The organism is Chryseobacterium indoltheticum (assembly GCF_003815915.1).
In the GTDB taxonomy this organism is placed as follows: domain Bacteria; phylum Bacteroidota; class Bacteroidia; order Flavobacteriales; family Weeksellaceae; genus Chryseobacterium; species Chryseobacterium indoltheticum.
This window is the reverse complement of sequence record NZ_CP033929.1, coordinates 1,854,323-1,870,548: the sequence shown is the minus strand read 5'-3', so window position 1 is coordinate 1,870,548 and position 16,226 is coordinate 1,854,323. Positions and strand designations below refer to the sequence as shown.

13 protein-coding genes are annotated in these 16,226 nt (G+C 34.5%); 7 read left to right on the top strand and 6 right to left on the bottom strand.

Features of this window, described 5'->3' with window-relative positions; genetic code table 11:
• Window positions 1-58 precede the first annotated feature (58 nt).
• From EG358_RS08830 to EG358_RS08820, 3 genes are all read left to right on the top strand, one after another.
• Window positions 59-2,131: a S8 family peptidase gene (locus EG358_RS08830; RefSeq protein WP_076563073.1), complete on the top strand. Its 2,073-nt coding sequence runs from the start codon at window positions 59-61 to the stop codon at window positions 2,129-2,131.
• A 76-nt stretch (window positions 2,132-2,207) separates the two neighbouring features.
• Window positions 2,208-4,280, top strand: coding sequence for an alpha-ketoacid dehydrogenase subunit alpha/beta (locus EG358_RS08825; RefSeq protein ID WP_076563071.1), 2,073 nt, complete (start codon window positions 2,208-2,210; stop codon window positions 4,278-4,280).
• Between the two features lie 81 nt (window positions 4,281-4,361).
• Complete coding sequence (locus EG358_RS08820; protein ID WP_076563069.1) at window positions 4,362-5,393, top strand: bestrophin family protein; 1,032 nt, start codon at window positions 4,362-4,364, stop codon at window positions 5,391-5,393.
• A 200-nt stretch (window positions 5,394-5,593) separates the two neighbouring features.
• Here EG358_RS08820 and EG358_RS08815 read toward each other — a convergent pair whose 3' ends face one another.
• Entirely contained in the window at window positions 5,594-6,052 is a 459-nt protein-coding gene (locus EG358_RS08815) for an Lrp/AsnC family transcriptional regulator (RefSeq protein WP_076563067.1), read from the bottom strand.
• A gap of 145 nt (window positions 6,053-6,197) precedes the next feature.
• Here EG358_RS08815 and EG358_RS08810 point away from each other — a divergent pair, with 145 nt between their 5' ends.
• Complete coding sequence (locus tag EG358_RS08810) at window positions 6,198-7,427, top strand: aminotransferase class I/II-fold pyridoxal phosphate-dependent enzyme (protein ID WP_076563065.1); 1,230 nt, start codon at window positions 6,198-6,200, stop codon at window positions 7,425-7,427.
• An 836-nt stretch (window positions 7,428-8,263) separates the two neighbouring features.
• Here the strand turns inward: EG358_RS08810 and EG358_RS08805 are convergent.
• Window positions 8,264-9,316: a glycosyltransferase gene (locus EG358_RS08805; RefSeq protein WP_076563063.1), complete on the bottom strand. Its 1,053-nt coding sequence runs from the start codon at window positions 9,314-9,316 to the stop codon at window positions 8,264-8,266.
• 233 nt (window positions 9,317-9,549) lie between these two features.
• On the opposite strand from EG358_RS08805, the gene EG358_RS08800 reads away from it, so the two are divergent.
• Window positions 9,550-9,897 (top strand): DUF1622 domain-containing protein, encoded by a 348-nt coding sequence (locus EG358_RS08800; RefSeq protein WP_076563060.1) that lies wholly within the window; start codon window positions 9,550-9,552, stop codon window positions 9,895-9,897.
• Between the two features lie 264 nt (window positions 9,898-10,161).
• On the opposite strand, the gene EG358_RS08795 is transcribed toward EG358_RS08800, so the two are convergent.
• Window positions 10,162-10,560: a hypothetical protein gene (locus tag EG358_RS08795; protein WP_076563057.1), complete on the bottom strand. Its 399-nt coding sequence runs from the start codon at window positions 10,558-10,560 to the stop codon at window positions 10,162-10,164.
• 3 nt (window positions 10,561-10,563) lie between these two features.
• A complete protein-coding gene (locus tag EG358_RS08790; RefSeq protein WP_076563055.1) occupies window positions 10,564-11,733 on the bottom strand; it encodes a THUMP domain-containing class I SAM-dependent RNA methyltransferase in 1,170 nt (389 codons plus the stop codon).
• 122 nt (window positions 11,734-11,855) lie between these two features.
• On the opposite strand from EG358_RS08790, the gene EG358_RS08785 reads away from it, so the two are divergent.
• A complete protein-coding gene (locus EG358_RS08785; protein WP_076563053.1) occupies window positions 11,856-12,581 on the top strand; it encodes a class I SAM-dependent methyltransferase in 726 nt (241 codons plus the stop codon).
• 281 nt (window positions 12,582-12,862) lie between these two features.
• The gene (locus tag EG358_RS08780) at window positions 12,863-13,579 is read left to right on the top strand and encodes a ZIP family metal transporter (RefSeq protein ID WP_076563050.1); all 717 of its coding nucleotides are present in this window, start codon (window positions 12,863-12,865) and stop codon (window positions 13,577-13,579) included.
• Window positions 13,580-13,654: 75 nt separating this feature from the next.
• Here EG358_RS08780 and EG358_RS08775 read toward each other — a convergent pair whose 3' ends face one another.
• Window positions 13,655-15,082: an OmpP1/FadL family transporter gene (locus EG358_RS08775; RefSeq protein WP_076563047.1), complete on the bottom strand. Its 1,428-nt coding sequence runs from the start codon at window positions 15,080-15,082 to the stop codon at window positions 13,655-13,657.
• A 30-nt stretch (window positions 15,083-15,112) separates the two neighbouring features.
• Entirely contained in the window at window positions 15,113-16,183 is a 1,071-nt protein-coding gene (locus EG358_RS19940) for a prolyl-tRNA synthetase (protein WP_076563045.1), read from the bottom strand.
• Window positions 16,184-16,226: the final 43 nt, after the last annotated feature.

The window sequence follows — 16,226 nt, the reverse complement described above, 5'->3', positions numbered from 1 at the left end:
ATATTATTATTTTATATATTTGCTATTTATAATCGTGTAATAATTTTTATAATCTATCATGAAAAAACATCTACTTTTAGTAAGTACATTCGCACTTAGTTTACTAAATGCTCAAATAGTCAAATCTGTTGAAAGAAAAGCTATAAAAGAAAAAGCATTTGAAAACTATATCAAAAACAATAATACGCTTTATGACTCGAATAAAAGTTCTAATAACTTAGATCAACTTAGAAGAAGAATATCATTTGTATTTGAAGGAAGACCATATTTTTATTCAAATGAAGATATAAGACAGGTTAGAAATGTTAATGCAGATATACTAAATGATTCAGGCAGTAGTATAGGATTATCAAGCAATGTTAATGGTGAAGGAATAAAGTATACAGTTTTTGATGGTGGAAGGGTTTACGCAGCACATTCTGTCTTTGATAATCTTCCTAATAGAATAACAAATAAGGAGGCTTCAATAGAAGAATACAGTGCGCATGCAACTGCAGTATCAGGCTTCATCGGTGCACGCTCTTTTAGTGTTCCAGGATCAAACCTTAGAGGTATTGCTATGAATTCAACAATTGATTCATATATGTTTGCAGATACAACCCTCCCCGGCAATTCTTCTCCTAGTGATGTTTTTGATAAAATTGTTACTTCTAATCCAAATATCTCTAATCACTCATATGGTAATAATAGTGGATGGCTTTACGGTCCAACATACGGGCTACCTAATGGATGGTTTTGGAGTGGAAGTTATTCCACTTCTAACAATGTAGCATATGATTTACAAGGTACTTACTTAGACAATGATGCCAATTATGATGATATAGTTTACAACAATCCCTCTAATATTATAGTTAAATCATCAGGGAATTATTTCGGAGATGGACCAGCAGGAAGCAGCATATCAACAGCATATTATGTGAGCGGTAATACTTACGTTCCATTTCCTCCTGGAGCAATACTCCCTCCAAATAACTGTACTAATGGTTATGATTGTATATCAAATGGCTCTTTAGCTAAAAATATTATTGTTGTAGGAGCAACAAATATAATTACTACAAATAATTTTAAGTATAATTCAGCATCAGATGTAATTCATTCAGATTATAGCAGTGCTGGTCCAAGAGATGATGGAGGAATCAAACCAGATATAGTTACTACCGGAACAAATGTTAGTCATGCTTCAACAAGCACAACAGGAAGTAATTCTAATTCTGCAGGAAGTGGAACGTCATATTCAGCCCCAGTAATTACTGGAATTATCGGATTGTGGACACAAATAAGCAAGCAGCTTTTTGCTGGTCAATTATTAAATGCAGCATCTGCAAAATCCCTTCTAATACATTCTGCTAAAGAGGCAGGAAATACAGGTCCTGACCCATTATTTGGATGGGGATACGCTGACGCTAAAGGTGGTGCTGAAATTTTAGTTGGAAAATCTAACAATTCAGTTATTTTTAAAGATGAAACCTTAACAAGTGGTAACTTAAATGAAAAACTTTTAGTAGCTTCGGGAACGGCGCCTCTAAAAATTACAATATCGTGGATTGATCCGGCTTTTACTAATCTACCTTCATCATTTTCTGACGCATACAATAATAGATCTTCAAGATTAATAAACGACTTGGATTTAAGAGTTATTGATACTAATACTAATACTACATATTTCCCATGGAAACTTGATCCCGACAATCCTAATTCACCCGCAATAAAAGCTGATAATACGGTTGATAATGTAGAACAAGTTATTTTAGATAACCCTATAGCAGGAAGAACCTATAAAGTTGTTATTTCACATAAAGGAACTCTTGTTGACGATGACAATCTTATTTCTCCGCAAAATTATTCTATTATTGCCACCGGATATTCTCAAGAGCTACTAGGTACAGATGAAACCATTATTAAAAATAATCTAATAATCGCACCTACTCTTACAAAAGATATTGTAAATATTTTGAAAGCTCCTAAAAAATCTAGCTTCACAGTATATGATTTATCTGGTAAGAAATTACAAAGTGGTGTAATTAACAGCGCACAAGAAGCTGTTAGTTTATCTTCTTACACTAATGGTATCTACATCATTGAAGTAAAAACTGATAAAGACGTTATTTCTAAAAAAGTTATCAAAGAATAATTATAATTCACACATAATTTTACGCAAAACACTAACACTTGTTAGTGTTTTGTTTTTTTATGTATATTTGCTTCCTATGGAAAATACACTTCACGAGAAAGTTTCAAAGGATATTTTGCTTAAAGCTTACAATCACATGATGCTTGCAAAAGCCATGGCAGATATTTATGAAGAGAACAGAAATGTTACCAAATATGTTCATAGTACATCACGAGGTCATGAGGCGATTCAGCTGGCAACCGCTTATCAATTAAAAAAAGAAGACTGGGTTTCTCCTTATTATAGAGACGAAAGTATTCTTTTGGGAATAGGTTTTCAGCCTTACCAATTGATGTTGCAGTTATTAGCAAAAGCTGACGATCCTTTTTCAGGAGGCAGATCTTATTATTCTCACCCTTCAAGCAGAGATGAAGACAAACCAAAAATCATTCATCAAAGCTCAGCAACAGGAATGCAGACCATTCCTACTGCGGGAGTTGCTCAAGGAATAAAATATATTCAGGATTTTAATTTACAGGAATTTGAAAATAATCCAGTTGTTATTTGTAGTCTGGGAGACAATTCTGTGACAGAAGGTGAAGTAAGTGAAGCTTTGCAATTTGCAGCTTTGCATCAACTTCCTATTATTTTCCTGGTTCAGGATAATGAATGGGGAATTTCTGTTACCAAAGAAGAAGCAAGAACTTGTGATGCTTATGATTTTGTAGCCGGATTTGAAGGTTTGGGAAGAATGCGTGTTGACGGAACCAATTTCGTTGAAAGTTTTGAAGTAATGAAAAAGGCTGTTGATTTTGTAAGAGCTGAAAGAAAACCTTTGGTTGTTTGCGCAAAAACAGTTTTGATTGGTCACCATACTTCCGGAGTAAGAAGAGAATTCTATAGAGATGAAGAAGATTTAACCAAGCACAGAGCAAAAGATCCGGGAGAAATTCTGAGAAATCAATTGCTGGAATCTGGTGTTGATGAAGAATTATTAAAACAAATCACTAAAAAAGCTCGTCTTGAAGCGGAAGAAGCTTTCGAAAGAGCTCAAAAAGCTGAAGACCCGAAGCCTGAAACAGTGATGCAACATATTTTCGCTCCCACTCCCATTACAGAAGAAGTAGGAACCCGCGAGCCGGAAGGTGGAGAAAAAATTGTAATGGTAGATGCTGCCATTCATGCCATTCAGGAAATTATGTGGAAGCATCCTGAAGCATTGCTTTATGGACAGGATGTTGGCGAAAGAATTGGTGGTGTTTTCCGTGAGACGGTAACTTTAGGTAAAAAATTCGGAAGCAAACGAGTTTTCAATACAGCCATTCAGGAAGCTTATATTATCGGTTCTACAACCGGTATGAGCGCAGTTGGTTTGAAACCGATCGTTGAGGTACAGTTTGCAGATTATATTTATCCGGGAATCAATCAGTTGATTACGGAAATCTCAAAATCAAGTTATTTAAGTCAGGGCAAATTCCCTGTAAGCAATATCATCCGTGTTCCAATCGGAGCATATGGCGGTGGCGGACCTTATCATAGCGGAAGTGTAGAAAGTATTTTGGCGAATATTAAAGGAATTAAAATCGCTTATCCAAGTAATGCTGCCGATTTTAAAGGTTTATTAAAAGCTGCCTATTACGATCCGAATCCTGTTATAATGTTGGAGCATAAAGGTTTATACTGGAGTAAAGTTCCGGGAACTGAAGATGCAAAAACCATTGAACCTGCAGAAGATTACATTTTACCTTTCGGAAAAGGAAAAATCGTAATCGAAGCCGATGAAAATCAAATCAAAAAAGGAAATAGTGTAATTGTAATCACCTACGGAATGGGAGTTTACTGGGCGAAAGAAGCTGTGAAAAACTTTGGTGGAAAAGTTGAGGTAATTGACTTGAGAACCATCATTCCTTTGGATGAAGAATTGGTTTTTGAAAGAGTAAAAGCACACGGAAAATGTATCGTTTTAACGGAAGAGCAACTTAACAATTCTTTCGCTGAAGCCTTTGCGCACCGTATTTCTAAAAACTGTTTCAAATATCTTGATGCACCTGTAGAAACAATGGGATCGCTTGATACACCTGCAGTTCCTATTAACTTAATTCTGGAAAAAGAAATGCTTCCAAATGCTGAAAAGCTCACTAAGAAAATAGATGAAATGCTGAAATATTAAAAATTAAAACCTCTAAAAATAATTTAGAGGTTTTTTTGTACAGTTTTTGTTAACTTGGTTATACAAACTTTTATATCTAAAATGATCACTACAAAATACGTCAATTACAAACAGGTTCTTAACTTGTCCGGATTTCACTTAATTTTAATCGCTTTTTGGTGTACTTTGATTGCTGTACTTTTTCACGTTTTTCATTGGGATTGGATGATTATTCCCTGGGTTCCGGTTGCATTGATTGGTACGGCAGAAGCCTTTTTGGTGGGTTTTAAAAATAATCAGGCGTATGACAGATTGTGGGAAGCCAGGAAAATATGGGGCGGAATTGTAAATTCAAGCCGCTCGTTTGCATCCATGGTCTATGCTTTTGATACCAATAAAGAAAATTTAGGAAAATTTGATGTAGAAGACCGCAAAAAAAAGATTGTTTACCGCCACATTGCTTGGCTGTATGCTTTTCGGGAGCAGCTGCTGATTCCTGCCGAATGGGAACATATTAAAGTGGAAGAAGAACAATTCAAAAATATCGATCACAAACGAAACCGACTGATAAAAGCTGGTTTTCCTGATTATGGAAGAACGCCGATTTTTCTTAACAAATATTTATCTGAAGAAGAAGTAGAGCTGCAGAATCATTACAAAAACTTTGCAACCTATCTTATTGCCCAGCAATCGAAAGATGTAAATGAGTTGAAAAACAAGGAAGTCATTTCAGAATTTAACCAAATACAGCTGCAGGACTGCCTTAATGAATTTTACACTTTACAGGGTCAGGCAGAAAGAATCAAAAAATTCCCGTTGCCTCGACAATTTGCGAGTACCGCATTTGTTTTTAATATCATTTTTATAATGTTGCTGCCTTTAGGTTTGGTAAGCGAATTCGCCAAACTTGGCGACTGGGGAATCTGGGCGTCTATTCCTTTCTGTATTACGATCGGCTGGATCTATATTATTATGGAACTAGTTGGTGATTATTCAGAAAACCCTTTTGAAGGATTGATGTTTGATATTCCGATGCTTGCGATTTGCCGGAGTATAGAGGTCGACCTTTTACAAATGTCAGGAGATAATGATTTACCGGATGCAATTACTTCTAAAAATGGTGTTTTAGTATAATTTTAAAGCTATATTCTAAAATACAAACCACCTTGCAGCCCGACTCAAGCGGAAATCCTTTTTGTTGGTTGAGCTTGTCGAAACCAACAAAAAAGATTGGGAGCGGAAGGCATAAATGAGAAAAAAGCGAAGGCTTTTATCGAAGTTTACGAACGAAGTTCTAAGCTGCCCAAAACTTAATAACCAGATTCGATGGTATGCTATAAAATGATTTTGGTGGTATTTTTCACTTCCGAGATCGTAAAAGAGCTGTGTGTACTTGCAATATGCTGCAACGTCGTGAGTTTTGAAAGCATAAAATTCCTGTAATCATCCATATCTTTTACGCAGATTTTCAGAATATAATCGTAATCGCCACTTACATGGAAGCATTCGGTGACTTCCTGTAGATTCATCACCTCTTTTTCAAACTGCATCACATAATCTTTTTTGTGCTGAGTAAGTTTTACGTGGCATAAAATCAAAAATTTTCGGTCCACTTTTGTCTTATCTACTAAAGCCACATATTTGGAAATCACACCGGAGTTTTCAAGTTTTCTAATGCGTTCATAAACGGCAGTTACCGACAGACCGAGCTTGTAAGACAGTTCTTTGGTGGTTTGTTTGCAATCTTCCTGTACATATTCGAGTAATTTTTTATCGGTTTCATCAAAACTCATAGATAATATTTTATTAAAATTAAGAACAAAGCAAATATAACCAACTTATTTTCTACCAAATCAATATTTAATAGTTTTATTTTCTAAATATTTAAATTTTAGTTGTTATAAACATCAGAAATATTCATTTTTAAAACAAAAAACTATGAGTCAATTCAATGCAGCAAATGAAATACAGGATCTTCAGTATTTTGGAGAATTTGGCGGGGTAAATCCTTCGATTTCTGACAGCTCAACATATACTTTTCTCTCTGCGAAAACTATGTTTGATACTTTCGAAGGTAATGCGGAAGGTTGTTATCTATATTCAAGACATTCATCCCCGATGAATCTTTACCTTTCTGAAGCCTTGGCAAAAATGGAAAACACAGAGGCTGCCAATGTTACCGCTTCAGGAATGGGCGCTATTACTTCTGTTTTGATGCAGGTTTGTAAGTCGGGTGACCATATTATTTCGAGCAGAACAATTTACGGTGGAACGTATGCTTTCATGAAAAATTTCCTGCCACCTTTCCAAATTGAAACGTCATTTGTAGATATCAACAATTTTGAATCTATAGAAAATGCGATTCAACAAAATACGAAAATCATTTACTGCGAAAGTGTGAGCAACCCTCTTTTGGAAGTTGCCGACCTTAGAAAACTTTCGGAACTATGTAAAAAACATAATCTAAAACTTATTGTAGACAATACGTTTTCTCCACTTACCATATCTCCTACTCTTTTAGGAGCAGATATAGTGATTCACAGTTTAACCAAGTTCATCAACGGAAGCAGTGATACCGTTGGTGGAGTGTATTGTGCAAGTCAGGAATTTATTAATGACACCAAAAATGTAAACAACGGAGCATGTATGCTTTTGGGTCCTACAATGGACAGTTTCCGTTCGGCTAGTATTCTTAAAAATTTAAGAACCCTGCACATCAGAATGAAGCAGCACAGTCATAATGCTTTATTTCTGGCTGAAAGATTTGAGGAAGATGGTTTAAAAGTTTCATATCCCGGTTTGAAATCTCATAAGAATCATGATTTGATGAGAAGCATGATGCATGAGGAATACGGATTTGGGGGATTACTGACTTTAGACGCAGGCACAACCGACAAAGCCAACGAACTGATGGAAATGATGCAGCAGGAAAATCTAGGCTATTTAGCGGTAAGTTTAGGATTTTACAAAACATTATTCTCATGCTCGGGAAGCTCAACTTCATCAGAAATTCCTGAAGAGGAACGTGAAGCGATGGGGATTTCTGACGGATTAATAAGATTCTCAATCGGTCTCGATCACGATATAGAACGAACCTATGAAAAGATGAAAGAATGCATGCTCAAAACAGGCGTTCTAAACCATGAAACCATTTCATCCATATTCTAATTATTATTGTATAAAAGCTGTCAAAATTTGACAGCTTTTATTATTTTTCTTGAAATTTTGAATATCTCTTTTAAGAAGAAAAAAACACCCACAAGTCGATTTAACGAAACCATATTTTCAAGCTTCGCGAAGCAAATTCATTTGCCTTTGCCTCTTAAAACCATACATCATCAAATAAAACTTTGTGTAAAAAATTTAAACTTGATGAAACTCTTTAGGAAATGTATCCTCACGTTTCGTTTTTATTGATTTGACAAAGCCATATTTTCAAGCTTCGCGAAGCAATTCATTTGCCTTTGCCTCTTAAAATCATGAGTTGTATAAATAAATCTTTGCGTTAAAAAGCTTAAAAATAAAATTTAATTCTTATGAAACTGTTTAGGAAATGTATCCTCACGTTTCGTTTTTATTGATTTGACAAAACCATATTTTCAAGCTTCGCGAAGCAAATTCATTTGCCTTTGCCTCTTAAAATCATAAGTTTTATAAATAAATCTTTGCGTTAAAAAGCTTAAAAATAAAATTTAATTCTTATGAAAATGTTTCGGAAAAGCATCCTCAGGTTTCATTTTTATTGATTTGATGAAGGCATATTTTCAAGCTCCGCGAAGCAACTTCATTTGCCTTTGCCTCTTAAAATCATACATCATCCAAATAAACCTTTGCGTAAAAAATTTAAACTTATGAAACTGTTTAGGAAATGTATCCTCACGTTTCGTTTTTATTGATTTGACAAAACCATATTTTCAAGCTTCGCGAAGCAATTCCTTTGCCTTTGCCTCTTAAAATCATGAGTTTTATAAATAAACCTTTGCGTTAAAAAAACAAAAATAAATTTAATTTTTATGAAAATGTTTCGGGAAAGCATCCTCAGGTTTCATCTTTAGAACATTTAATAAAATCCATGATTTTAAGAAACCATACCCGTAAGAAAACATTTGAATATAAGTCGAAATCACTGCCATTCCTGTAATTGCAATATTTTTTGTAACAATCATAGCGTGAATTATAACCATGAAAGTGTACAATCCGAAAAGAGACAAAACAAAGCCTTTCCCAAGAATAAAATATTCAATAAATCCCAAAACATAGCCCAATAAAAATAAGGTCGGAAATGCAAAAGAAATTTTCACATAATTAGGATGCCTTTGATTAAGAATCGGTCTTGCGCAACCGAATTGATACACCTGTTTTGAAAACTTTCCAAAATCTACTCTTCGTTTATGGTAAACTGCAATATCATCGAAAAAAGCGGTCGTAAAACCGTTTTCCCAAAGCGTCATCGAAAGATCAGGATCTTCACCGATTCTCATCTCAGAAAAACCACCTACTTTCTCGAAAACCTCTTTTTTCACACCCATATTGAAACTTCTGGGCTGAAATTTTGAAACTGCTTTTTTATTTCCCCGAATTCCACCAGTCGTAAAAACGGAAGTCATAGAATACGAAATTGCTTTCTGCATTAGATTAAAACCTTTATGCGCTTTATCTGCCCCTCCAAAAGCATCACAAGGAATGGTAAGAATATCGTTTTTAATATTTTCAATATAATCTTTCTCTACAATTACATCACTGTCTACAAAAACCAACCAGTCATTTGAAGCTCTTTTTGCACCGTAATTTCTCGACAAACCAGGCCCTGAATTAGTTTTTTTGAAATATTTTATGTTTAAAATTTCTTCAAATTGATGGATTGTCGGTTTCAGATCAATCAAAGAACCATCATCAACGATAATCACCTCAAAGTCTTTATCAGTTTGAGAATTGAGTGAATTAAGAAGCTCAAAAAGCTCGTCTTTTCGGTTAAAAATAGCAACAACGATGGAGATAGTAGGTTTCAAATTGTGGGTCGTAATATTGTTTAGAAAATCGTTCTCAAAAATAACCATTTGTACTTCAGCTTGCAAATGTAGAATTGAATTGTTAGTCAAAAATATAAATTAGTTTTAATCGCAGTGAGAGACAATGTTTTTAAGTAAATAATATTTTTTAAGGTAAACAATTTCATTTTAAAGAAATACAATTTCTTTAAGTATAAATTGCGATGGTACTTGTAAAATCCACAACCGTTTAATTAAATAAAATTGCTATCTTAATTTTCTCTTAAAAAGTGTAGACTGTTATGGAAGAAGCTAAAATTTATATAGATTATGTTGCCAGAATCATTGAAATCATCGGAGTGCTTACCATTTTCGCCGGAGCCGTAATCGCTTTGGTCAAATTTATATTTTCTATTCAGGGTACCAATCCGAGATCTTACAAAATATTGAAACAGGAATTGGGAAAAGCAATTTTATTGGGTCTTGAGATTCTTGTTGCAGGAGATATTATCGCTACTGTGGTTACTGAACCTACAATTGATCGACTTTTAGCTTTGGGATTAATCGTTCTCATTCGTACTTTTTTGAGCATCTCTATTCAGGTTGAGGTAGAAGGCAAGTTTCCTTGGCAGAAAAAAGAAGAAATTTAACTGTTTCATCTTAAAAATATACGGAAAGGCAGTTTTCCTAAGCAGACAAATGGTATTTTGTTATTGAAAGAGCATATTGTGAGGTATACAATTCATATTTAGCATGAAGCAGATAGCTTTACGAACCGTTCAGATTGCATTCTGGTATGTACAGTTTACATTTATAGACCGATAGATAACATTTTGAACCAAACAGAGGGATTTCTGATGTTGACGGATACTTTCTATCTAAGTACACATGATTAAACGAAATGAAAAGTATTTCTAAAAGAAAATCCCTGATTTGTAATACATGAACAGTACAAAAGAAATCAGCAGTAAAATCACCGAACCGCTAAAGAAAATAAATTTTAAGAGACTCTTAAAATAAAAAATCCCGAGCTGATAAAGCGAGAAAAACAAGACAAATGATATAAGAAAACCGATGAGAATGCAAATCAATAAAGTTTGTACGAAATTCTCTTCCGGTAAAGGATCTTTGAAAACAATAAAATAAAGAATGGAAGCGATCAAAAGAAAGCCTCCACTCCACAATGCTGTTGTATATTTTGATTTTTTAGAATTCTTATTCTTTTTAGAATTCACTGATTCTGATTTTGAAGAAAAATCCAAACTCAGTAAATCTGCAAGAAAATCTAAACCATCAAAAATATGAAAAGACATTTTTTATTCTTCTTTGTTTTCTAATTTATGAACTTTTTTCGTTCCTTCATACATTTCATACTGTAAAAATCTGGTTTCCAGTTTTCCGTTGAAAAGTTTTATTTTTCTTGAAGGTCGCAGACCGATTTTCTTTACCGCTTCTAAGTCTGAAGAAATCAGCCAGGCCAAAGTATTTGGATAATTTGTTTTGAAAGTATCTCCTATTTTCTTGTAAAAATCGTCATCATTAATAGAAATTCTCTCATCGTAAGGCGGATTGAAAACCATCAGCAATGGGAATAAATCTTTCTTGGTATCAAAGAAATTTTCTCTTCTTACTTCGATAATATCTTCCATTTCTGCAGATTCTATGTTGGCTTCTGCGGCATTCAACATTCTTCCATCGATATCGTAACCTACGATTTTACCGGTGAATTCTCTCACACGATTGATTCTTACTTCTTTTATTTTTGAAAATAAATCGGAATCATAATTTTTCCAGTTCTGAAAGCCGAATCTTCTTCTGAAAGTCTGTGCCGGAAGATCCAAAGCAATCATTGCAGCTTCAATAAGAAGTGTTCCCGAGCCACACATAGGATCCAGAAAGTTTCCTTTTCCGTCCCAACCTGCCAATTGCAGCATTCCACTTGCCAGAACCTCATTTATTGGCGCTTCGCCCTGCTCTTTTCTGTATCCTCTTTTAAACAAAGCATCACCGGAAGAGTCTAACGAAATCGTCACCAATTCTCTGTCAATATGCAAGTGAAATTTGATATCCGGAGATTTTGTTTCAATACTCGGTCTTTTCCCGTATTTATTTTGGAAATAATCTACGATGGCATCTTTCATTTTGAAGGTCATAAACTGAGAATGACTGAATCTTTCTGAGTTTACCGTAGAATCGATGGCAAATGTCTGATCGACATCCATGAATTCGTCCCATTCAAATTTGAAAAGTTTATCGTAATATTTTGTTTCGTTATACGCCTTAAATTCGTCAATCGGAACAAGAACTTTCAATGCTGTTCTTGCAGAATAATTGATTTTATATAAAAAACCCAAATCTCCCTCACAGTTTACTGCACGGTTTTTAAGTTCTACATTTTTTCCGCCTAATTTTTTAACTTCCTCAGCAAGAATTGGCTCTAACCCGAAGAAAGTTTTTATCTGAATTTTTAGATTTTCTGTATCCATTTTGCAAAAATAGTGATTTTAGTTGTTGGTTGTCAGTTTATAGTTGATAGAAATCGCTCTATCTTATAAAAACCATCAACCAACAACGATGTACCATCAACCAAAAACACTATTTTTGCATCATGGAATGGTTTGAATCGTGGTTTGATACCCCTTATTATCACTTATTATACAGCAACAGAGATTACACAGAAGCTGAAAATTTTATTACAAAGCTTACTTCAGAATTAGAGCTTTCTCAATCAGCAAAAATCATTGATCTCGCTTGTGGAAAGGGAAGACACTCGGTTTTTCTTAATAAATTAGGGTATGATGTATTAGGACTCGATCTTTCCCGTCAAAGTATTGAGCATAATAGACAGTTTGAGAACCAAACATTGATTTTTGATGTTCACGATATGCGAAATCCTATTGATTACGATCCTGTAGATGCGGTTTTTAATCTTTTTACAAGTTTCGGATATTTTGATAATGAAGAGGATGATAAAAAAGTCTTTAAATCGGTTTGCAATGTTTTGAAAAAAGACGGCTATTTTGTTTTGGATTATCTGAATGAAGAGTTCGTTCGAAAAAATTTGGTTCCTGAAACAATTATCAGCAGAGAAGGAATTGATTTTAAAATTTCTAAAAAAATCGAAGACCGACATATCATAAAAAACATAAGATTTGAAGCAGACGGAAAATCTCATCACTTTTTTGAAAAAGTAAAGCTTCATACTTTAGAAACCATTAAAAACTACGCTGAAGAAAGCGGTTTTGAAAGCGTTAAAATCTGGGGAGATTATCAATTGAATGATTTCAATAAAGATATTTCGCCACGTTGCATCAATTTATTTAAGAAAAAATAAACCGATAATTTAAAAAATTGCAATTGGAATGGTGACTAATATATTATTTGCGATATTAACAATAATTTCAATATTTAGTGGAATTAAATTCGGATATTTTCATAGCCATACTCCTCCATTGCCATTTGTTATCTCTAGTTTATTACTAATTCTTGGAATATTTTTAATTTTTCTCAAAATATTTCTATTTAAAAATAGGACTAATTTTAAGATACACCTCATCATTACAATTGTGAATCTAATTATTGTTTTATATTGCTTATCACCCCTTTTTAATTAATATGATTTTCATTCTCCTTATATTAAGTGTCGTTGCCGGAGTTTTACTCGGTAAGTATTTTGGACAAAAAGAAAAATTTTCCAAAAATTTATTGATTTTAAGTGCCGGGTTTTTAATTACCATTTGTTTAAATGAAGTTTTTCCTCAGGTTTACACTTCAGATATTGGTAATCTTGGGATCTTCGTCATTGGCGGAGTTTTGTTACAGATGATTCTTGAAGCTTTGACTAAAGGTTTTGAGCACGGACATTTTCACCATCACGGAGAAAGCAATATTCTGCCGATGGCATTAATGGTCGGGCTTTTTATTCATGCTTTTATTGAAGGAATTCCTTTAGCGAATGAAACGAATCCATTTTCACCTTATTTGTTGGGGATTTTGTTTCATAACTTGCCTATTTCGTTTATTTTGGGAGCATTTTTATTTAACAGAACAAATTCAAAAATATCTTATCCATCGATATTAATTGTTGCTTTATTTGCTTTAGCTTCACCATTCGGAATGCTTCTGGGTAATTATTTCAATCCAGATTGGCAACCTTACTTCTTAGCCATTGTAGGTGGAATCTTTCTGCATATTTCTTCTGTTATTATATTTGAAAGTAATAAAAATCACAATATTGATTGGTCTAAAATTGGCTTGGTCATTTTGGGAGTTTCGTTAGCTTTAATGATGCATTTATTTCATGATCATTCTCATGTAGGACATCATCATTAAATTTAATTTTAAGATAAATAAAAAGGCTTCGAGAAATTTTTCCCGAAGCCTTTTTTATATTTTAGAAATAGTATTTTAGAATTTCCAACCAACAGTTAAAAAGAAATTATTTCTAATATTCTTAACGTCTGAAACTACTGAGCTTGGTGATGCTACATCAAAGTCTCCTGAATAATATCCTGTTCCATAACTTTCATTTCCGCTTAAGAAAGGATTTTTGTATTTTGAACTGATGTTCTGATACGCTGCATCAACATAGAATTTACCGAAGTCATATCCTAAACCTGCACCAATCGTGTTTCTTGCTCCTAAAATCAAGTCGCTGTAATTATTATCTCCCGCTACTCCATTGTTTGAAAACGAACTGATCGTCATTGCATCAAAAGGACTTGAAGCGTAAGAATAACCACCTCTCAATCTGAAAGCTTTGATTCTGTATTCTGCTCCGACTCTTATTTCTGATAAGTTTTTGTAAGAATCACTAAAGAAAGAATTCAATTCACTTTCTGCTTCACCCTGAACTTTATATTTAGGTTTCGTTAATCCTAAAGTATAATCTACGTTAATCGCAAAATTCTTAGTAGGAACAAATGCACCACTTAAAGTAGCTTTCATAGGCGATCTGAAAGATCTGTCTTCTATAAAATTATCAAAATAAACCAATCCGTCAGTCCCAGTATAATAATCTGAGTAGATTCTATCCATACTCCACCAAGTAGGAGATTCGATTGAAGCCCCTAATCTCAATTGATTGGTGATTTTACCAATTACCCCCAAAGTTGCAGAGAAGCCATTCGATTTTTCAGAAAACGGCGTGTATTGTTTATCAAATGAATATATTGTATTGTCTAAATCCAAACCAAAATTGGCGCTGTCATACTGCTCCAAATCTACATAATGCATATTAATACTTGCACCAAGATATAGAGAGTTATTATAATTGGCACCCACCCCAAGATTAAATTTGGTCTGAGTTCCATATCTGTTATAAGCATGCCCTAAATAAGCAAGATTACCAACTACAGCATTTCCTGAATCGTCAACAAGATTTTTTGGAATTGAAATATTTGTGTTACCTGCAGTTTCTACATAGTTTTCAAGTGACTGTGTAGAAATACTTGCTCCCAAATTAATAAATTTCCAAGGTGATTCTGTCATCAATTGAAAAGTTGCAACACCTCCCGCATTTCCGATATTTCCTTTTGTAATATTATAGTTAACTGAAGATCCTGCTAAAGTGCTTGTATTTTTATTACCCGTAATCGATAAAGTAGCCGAAACATCACCTGCAATTGCAACACCCAGACCGGCAGGGTTAGTAAGTAATGATGTAGCATCACCACCCAAAGCTCCGTTTGATCCTGCCATTGCATTAAACTTCGAAGAACCAGTCATTGGAGTGTTTGAGTAAACATCAATCGAATTTCTTATAACCGATATATCCTGAGCCTGCAAATAAAATGCTGCAGTTACACCTATTAATACTAGAGATTTTTTTAACATTATTTTTTTTAATAGTTATTAAGTTTAATATTATCTACCACCAGATCTGAAACCGCCGCCTCCGCCGCCTGATCTCATACCACCTCCACCACCTGAAGAGCCACCTCTGAAGCCGCCACCGCTACTTCCAGAATTAAAACCTCCTGATCTGAAACCTCCATTATCACTTGGTCTGGTACTTTCATTTCTGTATCTTGGTTGAGATTGTTGTTGATTGTAGTTATAATTTGGTCTTGTAGGTCTTACCCCGTTATTCATATTAGGTCTCATCCCATTATTCGGATTACGGTAGCCTCCGTTGTTACTTCTGTACCCTCCATTATTATTCATATTTGAAGATCTGTACGATCCGGCTCTCATTCCGGAATTATTATTTCTGAAACCAGAACCGTTATTATAATTACCTTTTAAAGCAGAATTATTCGTTCTGTAAGATCCTGATCCAGAAGTACCGAATCTTCCATTTGCTCCGCTTCTTGCGTAAGGAAGTCTGTTATAGCCACCCCAATATGAATTGTATCCCCAATAAGGAATTCCGTAGTAACCGCCCCAGTAAGGGTTGTATCCCCAGTAATTATTCCAGCCCATTCCCCAATAAGGATTGTAGCCTCCCCAGCCCCAAGAGTTACCCCAACCGAAAGACATTCCCATGCCCCAGCCAGAACCCCAATAAGAACCGAAGCCTCCGCCCCAGCCCCAAGGTGAGCCCCAACCCATCATTCCCCACGAATTATCGTAGTAGTTGGTTTCGTTACCTGCGAACATTCCCCAATCAGAATCGGTAGCATTACTGTTCCAATCAGAATTACTCCAGTTGCTGTAGCGGTTATCTTGTTGAGCAGCATTTATTTGCGCGTTTTGAACCAGATTAGAATCATCCTGATAATAATCATAATATTCTCCTACTCTGTTTCCTTCATTACCATTGATGATGACACCTTCCGGCAACGTATCTTTATTTGGGTCGTAATACACCCCATCAGTCTCGCTATACCCACCCATCTGTGCACCACAAGACATTAACAACAATCCACCTGCAACTGCCAAAATACCTTTTGATTTTAGCATTCCAAGTAAATTTTTATGTATATTTCTTTTCATGATAATGTAAAAATTTTTAATTTAAATTATATTTGCATTCTGT